The organism is Enterococcus sp. AAFC-DPL-5146 (assembly GCF_058216635.1).
Genome location: NZ_CM177103.1, coordinates 1,977,194 through 1,992,772 on the forward strand (window position 1 = coordinate 1,977,194; position 15,579 = coordinate 1,992,772).

Here is a 15,579-nt window from a genome sequence, read left to right on the forward strand (position 1 = left end):
TACCACTATTCACCAACAATTAGTATCTTTTCTTTTTATTCATCTATCCTTATGGGAAAATTACAATAAATAAGTTACGGCACAATGCAAGAAACTCTAAGAAAAATGAACTTGCAGTGAAACCTATAACAATTGAAAAAAGGACAATCAGTAAACGCACTTGTGAGGTTTGATGAGCTTTAAAAAATTGTTCTACTCGAATGGATTGCATCGCCCAAAAACTAACGTAAATGAACATGATATGACTGATGATGCGAACCATTGCATCAATACCAAAAAATTGCATAAATTGTATCTCCTTAATTTTAAAGCTTAACGAGCTTATATAACCTCGGATAAGAAATGCGAAAAATTAAAAAATGGTGCTTTCGACAGTTACTGATTTTATCTTTTTTCCGAGAGGTTTGTTCATAAAGCTAAATAAGTAATATAAAGGTAGTTTATCATAAATTGTTTAAAACAAAAAATAAAGTTTCTTCATTCTCATAAAAAGAACATATGTACGTTTCTTCTAATTAACATAATAGAGGGCCGAGACAACAGAAAGTCCATTGCCTCAGCCACTCATAATTTTACGTATGTTTCGATACGTTGATTCGATTGATTGCTCGATGCAGTGCAACAGTTGCACGTCTCAAATCGTCCTTATTCGCATTTTCTTTTGCTTTTTCAATCATACGTTCAGCACGTTGTTTTGCACGCTCTGCACGAGACACATCAATGTCACGTTCACGCTCTGCACTATCTGCAATAATTGAAACAACATTATCACGTACTTCCATTATCCCACCATTAACAGCTATCCAATCGACATGAGTTTCAGAATCCGTTCTTTTCACTCGAACTTCATCGATTGCTAGAGGTACAATAATCGGTGCATGTTTAGGCAAAATACCGATTTCACCATCTGTCGTTTTAGCAACAACAATCATTGCATGATGATCATAAACTAGTCCATCAGGAGTCACCACATTGACAGTTAAATAATCCATTTCTGTGTCTCCTCCTTCTAGTAGTTCAATGTTTTAGCTTTTTCTATAACGTCTTCAATTCTACCTACACTACGGAACGCTTCTTCCGGTAAGTCATCATATTTTCCGTCAAGAATTTCTCTAAATCCTTTAACTGTATCAGCAACAGGAACATAAGAACCTGGTTGTCCAGTAAATTGTTCAGCCACATTAAAGTTTTGTGATAAGAAGAACTGGATACGACGAGCACGACCAACCAAGATTTTTTCTTGATCAGATAATTCATCCATCCCTAAAATAGCAATGATATCTTGCAGCTCACGGTAACGTTGCAATACATGCTGTACTTCTGTTGCTACAGCGTAATGCTCGTCCCCTACAACTTCTGGTGCTAAAGCACTAGATGATGATGCTAACGGGTCAACGGCTGGGTAAATACCCATTTCAGTTAAACGGCGCTCCAAGTTCGTTGTTGCATCTAAATGGGCAAACGCTGTTGCTGGAGCCGGGTCAGTATAGTCATCGGCTGGTACATAGATTGCTTGAATCGATGTAATTGAGCCTTTTTTAGTAGAAGTGATACGTTCTTGTAATTGTCCCATTTCAGTAGCAAGAGTCGGCTGATAACCAACAGCAGAAGGCATACGGCCTAGTAAGGCAGAAACCTCAGAACCTGCTTGAGTGAAACGGAAGATATTATCAATAAATAATAATACGTCTTGACCTTCAACATCACGGAAATATTCCGCAATTGTCAAACCAGTTAAAGCTACACGCATACGCGCACCAGGGGGCTCATTCATTTGACCAAAAACCATGGCTGTTTTTTCAATAACGCCAGAATCTTTCATTTCAAAATAAAGGTCATTTCCCTCACGAGTTCGCTCACCAACACCGGTAAATACAGAGATACCGCCATGTTCTTGGGCAATATTATGAATCAATTCTTGGATTAAAACAGTTTTACCAACACCGGCTCCACCGAAAAGTCCAACTTTACCACCTTTTAAATAAGGCGCTAATAAATCGATTACTTTGATCCCTGTTTCTAAAATCTCGTTACTTGTACTTAATTCATCAAAAGCAGGTGCTTTTTTGTGGATACCGCTACGTTCAGCGTCTTCTGGAAAGGGTTCTTCCAAATCGATCGTATCTCCTAAAACATTAAATACTCGTCCTAGTGTTTCTTTTCCTACAGGTACAGAAATTGGTTTTCCTGTATCAATGACTTCCATCCCACGCTGAAGTCCATCAGTGGATTCCATTGCGATGGAACGGATAACACCGTCACCTAATTCTAAAGCTACTTCTAGAACAACTTTTTGTTTTTCTTCACCGTTTTTATAAACGACTAATGCATTATTTATATCTGGTAAGGATTGATCTAATGAAAATTCCACGTCAACAACGGGTCCAATTACTTCAACAATCTTTCCTGAACTCATGTTTCTTTCCTCCGTTTCGTCTAAAAGAGGTTGTGAAAAACTAAGAGTGAACAGTTTTATAACTGAAGAAACTCTTACTATTTTCATACCGCTAAAGAGGTTGTAATAAAAACTTGTTTCCTCTATTACTTTGTAAAATCTTTAAGTCAAACTGATTGTGTGCCTGATTGTTATTCTAATGCTGCAGCACCCGCAACAATCTCAGTGATTTCTTGGGTGATGGCTCCTTGACGAGCACGGTTATAAGAAATCGTCAAATCACTAATAATATTTTGCGCATTATCAGTCGCCGTCTTCATTGCTGTCATTCCAGCGGCATGTTCTGCTGTTTTTGCATCAATAATTGCACCATAAATTAAGCTTTCTGCATATTGAGGTAATAAATTATCTAAGATAGCTTCTTTTGAAGGTTCTAGGATATATTCTTGCTCAAATGTTGTCGCTTCATCTGGATCTAGATCTGAAATTGGCAGCATTTTCTCTACACGAAATTGACTTGTTAATGAATTGATGTGGTGATTATAACAAACATATAACTCATCAAACACTTCGTTTTCATACATTGTAGTAGCCGTTGAAACGATTTTTCTGACTTCATCAAAACTAGGCTGATCCGTCAATCCTCGAAGTTCATATGCTACATTTATACCTCGAGCTTTAAAAAAATCTGCCCCAGTTCCGCCTATAGCAATCAAAACGAATTCTTCTTGTGATTTGTGATCATCTTCTATCATTTTCATGGTCTGTTTTAAAATTGAACTGTTATAGCCACCAACTAATCCCTTATCAGACGTAATCACTATATAGCCTGTTTTTTTCACAGGACGTGATGTAAGCATCATATGATAATTTCCAGTTTCTGATGCTCCTTCGCTGTCATATGCATCCAATTCTGCTAGATCACTTAATTGAGCTGCAACAAGATGAGTAACAACAGATCGAATTTTTGATGCATATTCTTGAAAATTTCTAGAAGCTGCTTCTGATTTTGTCAGTTTAGCACCAGAAACCATCTGCATAGCGTTGGTAATTTGACTAGTTTTTTTAGTTGAAGCAATGCGTTGTTTTATTTCATTTAATGAAGCTCCCAATTCTCGTCACCTCTCTTACGCATTTTGAATAGATTCAATTGTTTCTTCTGCTATAGAACCTTCTGAATTAGATGCACTAAAAATCTCTTTAAATTCACTGATTGCTGCATCTAAATCTTCTGATTGTGGTAAATCTTTAGTTGTACGAATTGTTTCAAATAATTCTGGATGTTTGCCGTCTAAAAAGTCGAATAATTCTGCTTCAAAATCCAAAATTTTTGCAACACTAATACTGTCTAAAAATCCATGTGTTAATGCATATAAAATCACTACTTGTTTTTCAACTGCTAGAGGTGCATGTAATTTTTGTTTTAAAATTTCAACAGTACGACGACCGCGATTTAATTTTGCTTGTGTTGCAGCGTCTAAATCAGAACCAAATTGTGTAAATGCTTCTAGTTCACGATAACTTGCTAAGTCCAAACGAAGGGTACCAGCTACTTTTTTCATTGCTTTGATTTGAGCTGAACCACCAACACGAGATACTGAAAGTCCCGCATCAACAGCTGGACGAGTCCCCGCATAGAACAAGTCGCTTTCTAAGAAAATTTGTCCATCAGTGATGGAAATTACATTTGTTGGAATATAAGCTGAGATATCTCCAGCTTGTGTTTCAACAAATGGTAAGGCAGTCATTGAACCCCCACCTAATTCATCACTTAATTTTGCTGCACGTTCTAATAAACGTGAATGGAGATAGAACACATCACCTGGATAAGCTTCCCGACCTGGAGGACGACGTAATAGTAATGAAAGTTCACGATAGGCTACAGCTTGCTTTGATAAATCATCAAAGATGATCAAAACGTGTTTGCCGTTATACATGAATTCTTCACCCATCGCAGCTCCTGCATAAGGTGCAATGTATAGTAATGGAGCTGGTTGAGATGCTCCTGCATTCACAATGATCGTATAATCTAATGCGCCATATGCTCTTAAAGTTTCAACTTGGTTACGTACCGTTGATTCTTTTTGACCGATAGCAACATAAATACAAATCACATCTTGGCCTTTTTGATTGATAATCGTATCAATGGCAATTGATGTTTTCCCAGTCTTACGGTCACCAATAACTAATTCACGTTGACCACGACCAATCGGTACAAGGGCGTCAATTGCTTTAAGACCTGTTTGCATTGGTTGATCGACTGATTTTCTTTGCATAACGCCAGGTGCTGCGGCTTCTACGGGACGAGTTTTATCTGTTTTAATCTCGCCTAAACCATCGATTGGCTGTCCCAAAGGATTTACCACACGACCAATCATAGCTTCTCCTACAGGAACTTCCATGATCTTACCAGTCCGTTTTACTTTGTCTCCTTCTCGAATGGTTTCAAAATCACCTAAAATAATAATCCCTACATCATTGGTTTCCAGATTTTGTGCCATACCGTATGAACCATTAGAAAACTCAAGCAGTTCCCCACTCATTGCGTTTTCTAATCCGTGGGCACGAGCAATTCCATCCCCCACATATGTGACAGTTCCAATTTCTTCAACGGCTAATTCTTGTTGATAATTTTCTATTTGTTCCTTAATCAAGGCACTGATTTCTTCTGCTTTGATAGCCATTCAATTCACCTCTTTATTGTGCTGAACGTTATTTTAATAACAATTCTTGGATTCGTTCTAATTGTTTATGGATACTGCCATCAATCACTTTATTGTTCGCTTCTATTACTACACCGCCAACAATAGCCGGATCGATCAAATTAATTAAATTCGCTTTTTCATAACCTAAAAGTTCAGCTGCTTTTTCTTCCATTAACTGATGTTGCTCTTTAGTCAATGGGATAGCTGTTAAAGCTGTTCCTAAAAGTAAACTCTTATGTTCATCGTAACGTCTTTCGTATTCATCGATCATCAGTAACAAATCATTCATACGTGAATAGTTGTAAACAACATATAAAAAGTGTTCAACGGTTCCTTCAAAACCATTAGTTAATTGTTTCATGATTTCATCTTTTTCGTAAGGTTCAAGACGTACATCACTTAAGATATCTCCTAAACCTGGAACTTCGTGAAAAACTTCTCTAAGCGTTAAAAGTTCTTGATAAATACTATCGGCTTCTTGCTTTTCAATTGCCAACTCAAACAAAGCTTTGCCGTAGCGTTTACCTACAGTATACTTATCTAACTTCATTTGATTTACCTAAACCTTCGATATAAGAATTGATTAATGATTCATGTGCATCAGGAGTCAATTCTTTGTTTAAAATTTTCTCTGCAATTTGTAAAGACAAATTCGCCACTTCGTCTTTAACAGATGCCATTGCTTCTTCATGTTCTTGAGAAATATCTTGACGTGCTTTTTCCCGTAAACGTGAAACTTCATCATTGGTCTCTGTTAAGATTTTTTGACGGTTTTTATCTCCGCTCTCTTTCGCATCTTTAATAATTTCTGCAGCTTCTGATTTAGAAGAAAGTAATTTTTTTTGACGTTCTTCTTGCAATTTTGCTGCTGCTATTCGAGATTGTTCTGCAGAATCTAAATCATTGGCAATTTTCTCTTCACGTTTTTTTAACATATCAGTGATTGCTTCCCAAGCGAATTTCTTGATTAGAAGCATCAGAATTAGAAAAGCGCCACTTACAACAATCATTGTGCCAATCGTTGTACTAGGGCCTGCTTCGCCGATTACTAAATAATCTAGCATGAAGTTTCAACTTCCTTTCTCTGCAATTCTCCGTGGTAATGTTGTTGAAATAGTTGATAATTTATTTTCTTTTTTATCAAAACTCTATTCTATAAGCTTTTATAGTTGCAAACCAAAATAATTTAATAACGTTCAATGTTCTTTTCGGTCTGCTTGATTTCAGCAGAGCTTGATGTTTTTTGTAATAGGTTACTTCTCTCACTGCATTCGTCAAGTACTGCTCAACATCAGCTCCGCCAATGGCAGTCCCAGTGTTTCGCAGCAAAGAAAGCAGTAACGCGTGGCGTTTTAAAAACTCAGCGTCCTGCCTTCTAAAGAGATTATTTAAGCACTAATAACAATGCAATAACTACACCTAGAATAGGAACCGCTTCGATTAAGGCAACCCCGATAAACATTGTTGTTCTTAGTTGTCCAGCCATTTCTGGTTGGCGTGTCATTGATTCGATTGTTTTTGAAATAACTTTTCCGTTACCGTATGCTGCTCCAACTGCTGCTCCGAAAACTGCGATTGCTGCTGCGATATAATTCATTATTGTTTTCCTCCTAAGAAATAGTTGTTTTAATTTATTGTTTATTCTTCGACTTCAACTTTGTGAGCCATGTAAACCATTGATAATGTTACAAATATAAATGCTTGAATTCCACCGATGAATAATGAAAAGGCTAACCAAATCATTTCTAGTGGTATTGCTAAAGGTATTGTCCAAAGTCCCACACTTGATACAAGTCCGGCAATCAGCCCCAATAATACTTCTCCAGCGAAAATATTTCCATACAAACGTAACGCTAAAGTAAGCAAGTTCGTAAATTCTTCCATCAACTTAATTGGCATTAGAAAAGATACTGGACTTAAAAAACTATTTTTGAAATATCCTTTTAGCCCAAAGCGACTAACACTGAAAAAGTGTGTTAAAGCAATCATAATCAACGCTAATGTTAAGGTGACCATTGGATCAGCGGTTGGGCTCTTCCAATAAGTATAATCACCAATTGCAACTTTAGTCACCAAACCAATGATGTTTGCAACTAAAACGAACATGAACATCGTGAATGCTAACAAGTGAAAGTTGGTTACTTCTTTACTCGGCATATTGTCAGTAATGATACTTCGAACAAAATCAATGAGATATTCAATAACATTTTGCTTGCCTTTAGGTTTGACTTGAAGGTTCCTTGTGCAGAAATATACTATCCCAAAGACAATGACACATGTTAGCAGTACCATTAAGCAAATAGTACCGTCAAACCAAATCGGCCCAATCTTGAAGAGTAGTGTCTTCTCTTCCAAATTATTTCACCTCTTTTCCAACAAACTTGCGAGAAGCTTACAAAGCTTCTATTTCTTAACCATCCGTATCATACCACCAACGATAAATAATTTCAAAAAAATTTCATGAAAATTCGACACTTCTTTTAATGTGACAAAATATTAAAAGAACAGGGTCTTATTAGTATTCGGCAGTAATAAGGGTGGTTACTGAAAAAACGATGAAAACTCATCAGTTCCCTTACACTCTATCAAATTTTCCACATAATATAAAGAAAAGAAATGAAATATGCAAAAAAGAATAAATTGGATGTTAAAACTGCTGACTATTGTTCAAAAACAATTAAATTTTGACTACATTATCTTAAATTATTTTTCAGTGTCCGACTGATTTCACGATTGATTTCTTTACGTTTCAAATCTTCTCGTTTATCATACTGCTTCTTCCCTTTAGCGAGACCAATCAGCACTTTTGCATAGCCATTTCGAATATAGACTTTTAGCGGGACGATTGTGATTCCAGTATTTTTGGTTTCAACAATCAATTTCGCTATTTGTTTTTTATGCAATAACAATTTTCTCGTCCGTAACGGATCGTGATTAAAGATGTTTCCCTGCTCGTAAGGGCTGATATGCACATTGAGCAGGTAAGCTTCTCCATTTCTGATTCTAGCAAAACCATCTTTTAAGTTGATTCGTCCATTTCGGATTGATTTAATCTCTGTTCCTTGTAACACAATTCCAGCTTCCATTGTATCAACAACAGTATAGTCATGCCTAGCTTTACGATTTTGGGCAATCAGCTTGCCTTCTCCTTTTGGCATAGCCATTCCTCCATTTTCTATTTTTTCTTCTGTTTCTTACCTTTTTTCTTTTTGGCCACTTCTTTGTAAAATGGCTTTTTGCCTTTTTTCTTATTTTTCTTTTGTGTGAAGGGCTTCTTATCTGCATCATTGCGATCTGAAGTTCGTTTCCGGCGCCCATCTTGACGTTTTTTTTGTTTTGGTGCTTCAAGTTTCTCTACTTCTTCTGCTTCAAGAAATTCAAAATCGATTTCTCTTGTTTCAGGATCGGCTTTTTCTACTTTAACTTTGACTTTTTGGCCAATCTTCAAGGTCATTCCAGTTCGTTCTCCCACAAGTGCCATATGATTTTCAATAAAGTGGAAATAATCCTGTTTCAAATTATTAACGTGGATCAAACCCTCGATCGTATTAGGCAATTCTACGAAGAAACCAAAGCGAGTAACAGAACTAATGATACCATCGTACTCTTCACCAATTTTATCTGCCATAAATTCAGCTTTCTTCATTGAGTCTACTTCACGTTCTGTTTCAACTGCCCGACGTTCCATTTTTGAACTATGATCAGCAATATCTGGCAAATCTTGTGCCCATTTTTCTTTTAATTTTTCAGAAACGTTTCCTTCATAGCTACGAATCAATCGGTGAACAATTAAATCTGGATAGCGTCTAATTGGTGAAGTAAAATGGGTATAATATTCTGCCGCTAAACCATAGTGTCCATAGTTATCTTCTGAGTAACGTGCTTGTTGCATGCTACGTAATAACATTGTATTGATAACAGCTTCTTCTGGTTTATCAGCTACTTGTTCTAAAACATTTTGTAGGTCTTTTGGTGTGATATCAGTCTTTGTTCCTTTGACTAAAATTCCTAGTACGGCTGCAAAATCAAAGAAACGCTGCATTTTTTCTTCTTTAGGCTGCTCATGTATCCGATAAATAAACGGCAACTTCAACTCATTATAATGCTTGGCTACTGTTTCATTAGCTGCTAACATGAATGATTCAATCAAACGTTCACCTACACCACGTGTTCTCAACAAAATATCGTGAGGATGACCATCTGCATCAACGAGAACTTTAGCTTCTCGATCCTCAAAAGAAATGGCTCCACGATTTTCACGCATACTCTCAAGGATATGATGTAATTCTCCCATTTCTTTAAACATAGGCAACAATTCTTTATAGCGCGCCATCGTTTCTGAATTTTGCTCTTCTAAAATTTCATTAACTGCTGTATAGGTCATACGTTCCGTTGTTTGGATTACACTTTGGAAAATATCATGCTTGACAACATGACCTTCTGGCGTAATCTCCATCTCACAGCTCATAGTCAATCTAGGAACATTTGGATTTAATGAACAGATACCATTAGACAATCGTTGTGGAATCATTGGTACAACACGATCGGTTAAATAAACACTGGTGCCACGTTCATATGCTTCTTGGTCTAATTCGCTGCCTTCTGTTACATAATAAGATACATCTGCAATATGCACGCCTAAAAAATAATTACCATTCTCTAATTTACGTACTGCTACCGCATCATCTAAATCTTTAGCATCTTCTCCATCTATTGTTACAATCTGCTGATCTCGTAAATCTCTCCGGCCTTTGATGTCTTCTTCTGAAATTGTATCTGGTACTTTATCCGCTTCTGCAATCACTTCATCTGGAAAGCTTGTGGGAATACCATGGGCCACGACAATTGATAATATATCCATGCCTGGATCATTTTTGTGACCAACCACTTTTTTCACTAAACCTTCTAAACTTTTTGGGTATTCTTTTTCAGGATAATGGGTAACTTCTACGATCACAATGCTACCGTCAACAGGTTTGATTCCTTGTGCAGCAATGTTAAACGTCAATCCAGCCATTTTTTTATCTTTAGGAACCGCATAACCATAAAGGTCTGTTTCGCTGACTTCTTTTTCATCATAGGCGATGAATTCACCTACGACTTGTGTGATTGCTCGTGTTTTAATTTCTATTACTTTACCTTCAGCACCTCGATCTGAAAAAGGATCTGCCGGCTGTATGATATCGATTGCTACAACATCTCCGTCCATTGCATAATTAACAGCTTCTTTTGGGATGTAAACATCTGCTTCTTCTGGATCGATGGTCACAAAACCAAAACCTCGTTCATTGGCACGAAACGTTCCTTCAATGGCACTATTTTTTTGTGGCAAACGAATCTTACCTTTTTTGTTAAATTCTACTGTTTTTTCTCGCTCCATCGCCGCAATTGTTTGAACTAGCAGTTTAAAATCTGCACTTTTTTGCAATTGCAACCCTTCAGCGATTTCTTCCATGGAAAAACTTTTCTTTGTATGATCTTCCATGAAGAATAGGATTTTCTCCTTGATTGTTTGTTTTGTCATTCTTTCTCCTCATTCCAAGACAACGTATCTAAAAATGCTACTACGTCTTGTTCTAATTGTTTATGATCTGGTCCAACAGTTAATACGTGACCGCTGTCTGGATACCAGTTTAATGTAAATCGTGTTTGAGATATGGCCAAAGCTGTCTTATAAACGCCCATCGGATCGATCATTTCATCTTTTCCAGCTTGTCCCATAAATACAGGAACCTTGACTTGTCCAAGTTTATTAGCGGTTCGTTCAGAAAAAGTCTCGATATCTTTTAATTGGTTATATGACGCTTCTTTGATTTTTATCATTCGTTGCGCTCGTTCTTGCTCCGAGACACCTGCCATTTTTAATACCCCTTCAGAATAAAGTACGAAATTTTCAGGCACATTATTTTTTACTGGGAAAATTGGTGAACAAAAAAATCCACCGCCGATGATTCCTTCTAATTGACTTGTTAAAGCCTCCATAGTAAATATACCACCCATTGAAAGGCCAAAAACAGCTATTTCACGATAGCCTTTTTCTTTTAAAAACGCAAGAGCATCAAGGGTGTCTTGCCACCAATCTTTTGTTGATTTCTCTAAAATATTTTCTGGTGACGTTGTCGCATGACCGGAAAAATTAGGAGAATATACGGTATAATTTTCTTTTTCTAAATAACGACTTAGCATACGGACATCATTGCTGCTTCCTGAATAAGCGTGCAAAAGTAAAACCGCACGAGAACCATTTTCTGTAAATAATGGTTTAGGTAGACTTATTTTTTTCACTGTTCTATTCACCTCATCCCCATTTTAGCACATTATCCTTCTAAAACCTTGTGAAAAGAAAGATGTTTACAGAACTTTTCAGAGATTATTATTGATTCGTTGACAGAAAAAAAAGCCCCTCAGTAAATGAGGGACTTCAAAGGTCTTACTTTGATGATAACAACACTAAAACAAATAATAGTAACATCCAAACAGCACCAATAATAGCTGTTGCTCGTTGCATAACAGCTTCAAATCCACGTGCTTTTTGTTTGCCGAAAAGTTTGTCAGCTCCACCAGTAAAGGCACTTGCTGCACTGTTTTGTTTACTTGGTTGCATCATTACGGCAATAACCATCACTACTGATAGGATGATTACAAGTGTTAAAATAAAATTATACATAGTCTAATTCTCCCTTATTCACAAAATACATCTATTATACTGTAGCATATTTTTCATACAAATACCAGTTGAATTTGTATAGGAACTAAAAAAATGATCTGAGTTGTTTTTCTCTTACTCAGATCACATTTCATTATTTTCTTAATACGTCACCATATTCAGGTTTTGTATCAAACTCTTTTTTAGCAAACGGACATAAAGGAATGATTTTTTTCCCTTCGCGTCGTGCTTTTTCTACGCCATTATAAACTAATTTTTCTGCTAGTTTTTGTCCTCTATAGGTAGGATCAACAAATGTATGATCAATAATCATCATTTCTGTACCAGCATCTGACCATGTCATTTCACCAATTTCTTGGTTTTCGTCGTTGAATAACACAAAACGATTACTTTCTTCTTTGATTTCCATAATTATTTTACGTCCTTTCGAATATACTTTAATGCACCACTTGGGCAGGTATTAATGACACGAATATCGTCTTCAACGCTACCATTATCTGTAATGATCCACGGTCTTCTTCCTACTTCAAAAACATCTGGATTACCACGAACACAATTACCGATATGAGCACAAATATCTTTACTATAGTAAATATCCAACTCTTCACCTGAATATTTGCGGTATCCTTCTTCTAAAAGTATCTCTTCGGTTACCGATTTTCCGTTGATTCTACTTCCATCCATCTTTTTTCCTCCTTAACTCAAAAAAGTATATCATTTTTATAATCTAATTCTAACAAGTAAAAAAGATACTTGCAACCGACTCTTCTCGTAGTAAATAAAAAACGCATTGCCAGTAATAGTAATAATTCCATATGCGAATGTTGCTTGATGTAAGACGAACTCAAAAATAAAGCTAAAATTCCAGTTACTATAGTAATAATCAATTTTGTTAGATGCTTCATTTACGTTTACGTCTTCATGTTAAGGTTACTCTCGGAAGATGAAATATAAAAGCCAAAAGGCTCAAATGATTGTCATTCCTTATTAGATTTATATTCAAAAAAAGCAAAGACATTGAGTTCGTCCTTGCTTTTACACCTTAAATCACACGTTTTTTCTTCTTAAGTTTTCTATTTTCTTTCCTTTTTTCAACTTCATAAACTGCTCTTGTCATAAATAGAGAGATATAATTGAAAATTGAACGACTCCCAAGAATCAATGGTAAGTAGAATAGAACATTCCTTGTAAACAACGATGTTAACATGAAGAAGTCACCGAAAAATAAGAAACAAACTATAAAGGCAACCAATAAAAGTCCAACCATGATCTGTTTTTTCAAATCTAATGGTCTTGCTGCTCTTAATAACACTTGAAAACCGACACAACCTGTAAGTAATACAGACATAGTGGAAACCTCTTCGTGAGGTAAATTAAACCAAATTCCTGCAGCTTGTAACACTAAAATATTAAAAACAACCGTCAAGGCTCCCGGAACTGATATTCGCAGTATATTGGTTAAAAAATGTCCTTTGATACGTTGATAATTCGGTTCTAGTGCCAAAATAAATGATGGTATTCCAACTGTCAACGTATTGATTGGCGTTAATTGTAATGGTGCAAACGGGTAAGGCAAGAATAAAAAGATAAACGTTACAGCAAGAACCGCTGAATAAATGGTCTTTACCATGTACATTGACGCAACACGTTCAATATTATTGATTACTCTACGCCCTTCATTCAGCACTTGAATCATCGAACTAAAATCAGAATTCAATAAAACAACATCTGATACAGCGCGAGCCGCATCGCTCCCGCTAGCCATTGCCACACTGACATCCGCTTCTCTTAAAGAAAGAATGTCATTAACACCGTCACCGGTCATACAAGTTGTATGACCATTTTGTTTTAGCGCTTGAATAAGCTCTCTTTTTTGATACGGTGTAACTCGTCCAAAGACGGTTGTATTTTCAACTAACTCATTAAAATTTGCCGAATCAGAAATAGTGCTCATATCGACAAAATTTTCCGCACCAGCAATTCCCGCTTGTTTGGCTATTTGTGACACAGTAATTGGATTATCTCCTGAAATAACTTTTAAGGTTACATCTTGTTTTGCAAAGTAAGAAAATGTATCGACAGCATTTTCACGAATTGTGTCAGAGATAATGAAAATAGCAACCGTTTCTTTATTTTGCGGCAATTGAGGACTCGTTAACTCTTCAGAAAAATGAACTAGAATCAGTACACGATCTCCTTGTTCATTATACGGAGCTAGCTTTTCTCTCAACTCTTCTGGAACTTCAGAATAAATAAATTCAGGTGCTCCCATTACAAAAGATCCTTTTTCTTCAAAGCTTACACCACTCCATTTACGATCAGAAGAAAATGGAATGACTTCTTTCACTTTCCACGTTGATTGATGTAATGGGAATCTTGACCTAAGGACTTTTGCTGTTGCATTTTGATCAGATAATCCAGCCATCATTTCACTCATGGCACGCTCGATTTCACTTGCTGGAAAACCTGCTTGTGGGATTAGTTCTTTAAAGGTTAAACTACCATCTGTAATGGTTCCTGTTTTATCCAAACAAATGGTATCCACTCGAGCAAGTGTCTCAATACAGGCTAAACGCTGAATCAAGGTTTGCTTTCTAGCTAAATTAGCTGCCCCTACGGCAAATGCAACGCTTGTCAACAGCATTAAACCTTCTGGAATCATGCTGATTAAGGCTCCTGAAACCCCTAAAACAGTTTTTGGAAAAGATTGCGTAGATTGATATTGGGACCAAAACAATAGCAACCCGATTGGAACGATTGCAAATGTTAATCCTTTAATCAAAAGATTCAACGAATTCATCAATTCAGAGGTGGATTTTTTCTCTGTTTTTGCTTCTTTTGATAACTTAGAAACAAAATTATCTTCACCAACTGCAGTAATTTTAACAAAACCTAATCCGGAAGTAATAAAACTTCCACTCATAATTTTATCGCCATTTTGTTTCGTGATCTTATCCGATTCACCTGTCAATAAAGATTCATCGACTTCCATGCCTTCTGATTCAATCACGATTCCGTCAGAAGGTACTTGATTTCCTAAAGTAAGAACCAGCACATCTCCTAGAACAATTTCGTCTTGGAAAATTTTTGATAGTTGATTCTCTCTTAAAACCAACACTTCCGTTTTATTGACGATGGATAGTTTATCAATTGTTTTCTTCGCATGGATTTCTTGAATCACACCAATTGCTGTATTAATAATAATTATCCAAAAAAATAACGCATTTTTAGGATAGCCCACTGAAAAAACAGCGACTGCTAAAAATAAGTTGATGAAATTAAATAGTGTCAACGAATTGTCAAGAATGATTTGTTTCGTCGTTCTAGATAAATCTTCAACCTCCATATTGTATTTACCTTGTGTATAAAGTTGGTCTACTTCTTGATTTGTCAGACCTTTGATATTGTCTGGAATTCGGATGTCAGTATGATTTATTGTTTGTTTTTCGTCGTCAGATGAAAGAAACCCTTCGTTGTCAATGTCTCTTTTTTTCCTAAATAACTTTTTCATTTTTTCCTTCACCTTCTTGTATAGGTATTGTTATGTTAATTGTAAAACATTTTCTTGATTATGTCTGATAACCTGTTTAAGTTTACACTTTTTTTAACCATTTGAACAAAAGGAAGATGTTTTTAATTGAAATTGGCTAAAAAAAAAGACTAGGCTAGTCTTTTTTAGATCTGATTATGATTTATAAATCACCTTTCTCCTTGATAACAGAGTAAGATGCACTTGAAGAAACTTTTAATCAGCAGTAAGCAGTATTTCAATCTACTCACTCAATAAAGAGTGAGACCGTGAAAAAAGAGTA

General features: G+C 36.1%; 16 protein-coding genes. All 16 read right to left on the reverse strand.

Features of this window, described 5'->3' with window-relative positions; translation table 11 throughout:
* Positions 1-49 precede the first annotated feature (49 nt).
* Positions 50-286: a DUF1146 family protein gene (locus tag AC4BB2_RS09055; protein ID WP_490472614.1), complete on the reverse strand. Its 237-nt coding sequence runs from the start codon at positions 284-286 to the stop codon at positions 50-52.
* A 286-nt stretch (positions 287-572) separates the two neighbouring features.
* Positions 573-992, reverse strand: a complete 420-nt coding sequence (locus AC4BB2_RS09060; protein ID WP_490472615.1) for a F0F1 ATP synthase subunit epsilon — start codon at positions 990-992, stop codon at positions 573-575.
* Between the two features lie 17 nt (positions 993-1,009).
* The gene (atpD, locus tag AC4BB2_RS09065; RefSeq protein WP_490472616.1) at positions 1,010-2,416 is read right to left on the reverse strand and encodes a F0F1 ATP synthase subunit beta; all 1,407 of its coding nucleotides are present in this window, start codon (positions 2,414-2,416) and stop codon (positions 1,010-1,012) included.
* 170 nt (positions 2,417-2,586) lie between these two features.
* Positions 2,587-3,507: a F0F1 ATP synthase subunit gamma gene (locus AC4BB2_RS09070; protein ID WP_490472617.1), complete on the reverse strand. Its 921-nt coding sequence runs from the start codon at positions 3,505-3,507 to the stop codon at positions 2,587-2,589.
* 15 nt (positions 3,508-3,522) lie between these two features.
* The gene (atpA, locus tag AC4BB2_RS09075) at positions 3,523-5,079 is read right to left on the reverse strand and encodes a F0F1 ATP synthase subunit alpha (RefSeq protein ID WP_490472618.1); all 1,557 of its coding nucleotides are present in this window, start codon (positions 5,077-5,079) and stop codon (positions 3,523-3,525) included.
* 28 nt (positions 5,080-5,107) lie between these two features.
* Positions 5,108-5,650: an ATP synthase F1 subunit delta gene (atpH, locus tag AC4BB2_RS09080; RefSeq protein WP_490472619.1), complete on the reverse strand. Its 543-nt coding sequence runs from the start codon at positions 5,648-5,650 to the stop codon at positions 5,108-5,110.
* Positions 5,637-6,164: a F0F1 ATP synthase subunit B gene (gene atpF, locus AC4BB2_RS09085; protein WP_490472620.1), complete on the reverse strand. Its 528-nt coding sequence runs from the start codon at positions 6,162-6,164 to the stop codon at positions 5,637-5,639. The genes atpH and atpF overlap by 14 nt, the downstream gene beginning before the upstream one ends.
* Before the next feature lie 320 nt (positions 6,165-6,484).
* On the reverse strand, positions 6,485-6,697 hold the full coding sequence (gene atpE, locus AC4BB2_RS09090) for a F0F1 ATP synthase subunit C (protein ID WP_069645169.1): 213 nt from the start codon (positions 6,695-6,697) through the stop codon (positions 6,485-6,487).
* A 41-nt stretch (positions 6,698-6,738) separates the two neighbouring features.
* The gene (atpB, locus tag AC4BB2_RS09095) at positions 6,739-7,455 is read right to left on the reverse strand and encodes a F0F1 ATP synthase subunit A (RefSeq protein ID WP_490472621.1); all 717 of its coding nucleotides are present in this window, start codon (positions 7,453-7,455) and stop codon (positions 6,739-6,741) included.
* Between the two features lie 338 nt (positions 7,456-7,793).
* Positions 7,794-8,258, reverse strand: a complete 465-nt coding sequence (smpB, locus tag AC4BB2_RS09100; RefSeq protein WP_490472622.1) for an SsrA-binding protein SmpB — start codon at positions 8,256-8,258, stop codon at positions 7,794-7,796.
* Positions 8,259-8,275: 17 nt separating this feature from the next.
* Positions 8,276-10,624 (reverse strand): ribonuclease R, encoded by a 2,349-nt coding sequence (gene rnr, locus AC4BB2_RS09105; protein ID WP_490472623.1) that lies wholly within the window; start codon positions 10,622-10,624, stop codon positions 8,276-8,278.
* Positions 10,621-11,397, reverse strand: coding sequence for an alpha/beta hydrolase (locus AC4BB2_RS09110; protein WP_490472624.1), 777 nt, complete (start codon positions 11,395-11,397; stop codon positions 10,621-10,623). Before AC4BB2_RS09110 ends, rnr begins: the two co-directional genes overlap by 4 nt.
* 133 nt (positions 11,398-11,530) lie before the next feature.
* A complete protein-coding gene (gene secG / locus AC4BB2_RS09115) occupies positions 11,531-11,767 on the reverse strand; it encodes a preprotein translocase subunit SecG (RefSeq protein WP_490472625.1) in 237 nt (78 codons plus the stop codon).
* Between the two features lie 133 nt (positions 11,768-11,900).
* Positions 11,901-12,176: a GNAT family N-acetyltransferase gene (locus AC4BB2_RS09120; RefSeq protein ID WP_490472626.1), complete on the reverse strand. Its 276-nt coding sequence runs from the start codon at positions 12,174-12,176 to the stop codon at positions 11,901-11,903.
* Positions 12,177-12,178: 2 nt separating this feature from the next.
* Entirely contained in the window at positions 12,179-12,451 is a 273-nt protein-coding gene (locus AC4BB2_RS09125; protein ID WP_490472627.1) for a (4Fe-4S)-binding protein, read from the reverse strand.
* 358 nt (positions 12,452-12,809) lie between these two features.
* Positions 12,810-15,278 carry an HAD-IC family P-type ATPase gene (locus AC4BB2_RS09130; protein WP_490472628.1) on the reverse strand — a complete coding sequence of 823 codons (2,469 nt, stop codon included), beginning with the start codon at positions 15,276-15,278 and terminating at the stop codon, positions 12,810-12,812.
* Positions 15,279-15,579: the final 301 nt, after the last annotated feature.

Coding starts and splice junctions, on each gene's coding strand:
- AC4BB2_RS09055 (WP_490472614.1), bottom strand. CDS start 286: ATGCAATTTTTTGGTATTGATGCAATGGTTCGCATCATCAGTCATATC.
- AC4BB2_RS09060 (WP_490472615.1), bottom strand. CDS start 992: ATGGATTATTTAACTGTCAATGTGGTGACTCCTGATGGACTAGTTTAT.
- atpD (WP_490472616.1), bottom strand. CDS start 2,416: ATGAGTTCAGGAAAGATTGTTGAAGTAATTGGACCCGTTGTTGACGTG.
- atpA (WP_490472618.1), bottom strand. CDS start 5,079: ATGGCTATCAAAGCAGAAGAAATCAGTGCCTTGATTAAGGAACAAATA.
- atpH (WP_490472619.1), bottom strand. CDS start 5,650: ATGAAGTTAGATAAGTATACTGTAGGTAAACGCTACGGCAAAGCTTTG.
- atpF (WP_490472620.1), bottom strand. CDS start 6,164: ATGCTAGATTATTTAGTAATCGGCGAAGCAGGCCCTAGTACAACGATT.
- atpE (WP_069645169.1), bottom strand. CDS start 6,697: ATGAATTATATCGCAGCAGCAATCGCAGTTTTCGGAGCAGCAGTTGGA.
- smpB (WP_490472622.1), bottom strand. CDS start 8,258: ATGCCAAAAGGAGAAGGCAAGCTGATTGCCCAAAATCGTAAAGCTAGG.
- rnr (WP_490472623.1), bottom strand. CDS start 10,624: ATGACAAAACAAACAATCAAGGAGAAAATCCTATTCTTCATGGAAGAT.
- secG (WP_490472625.1), bottom strand. CDS start 11,767: ATGTATAATTTTATTTTAACACTTGTAATCATCCTATCAGTAGTGATG.
- AC4BB2_RS09120 (WP_490472626.1), bottom strand. CDS start 12,176: ATGGAAATCAAAGAAGAAAGTAATCGTTTTGTGTTATTCAACGACGAA.
- AC4BB2_RS09125 (WP_490472627.1), bottom strand. CDS start 12,451: ATGGATGGAAGTAGAATCAACGGAAAATCGGTAACCGAAGAGATACTT.
- AC4BB2_RS09130 (WP_490472628.1), bottom strand. CDS start 15,278: ATGAAAAAGTTATTTAGGAAAAAAAGAGACATTGACAACGAAGGGTTT.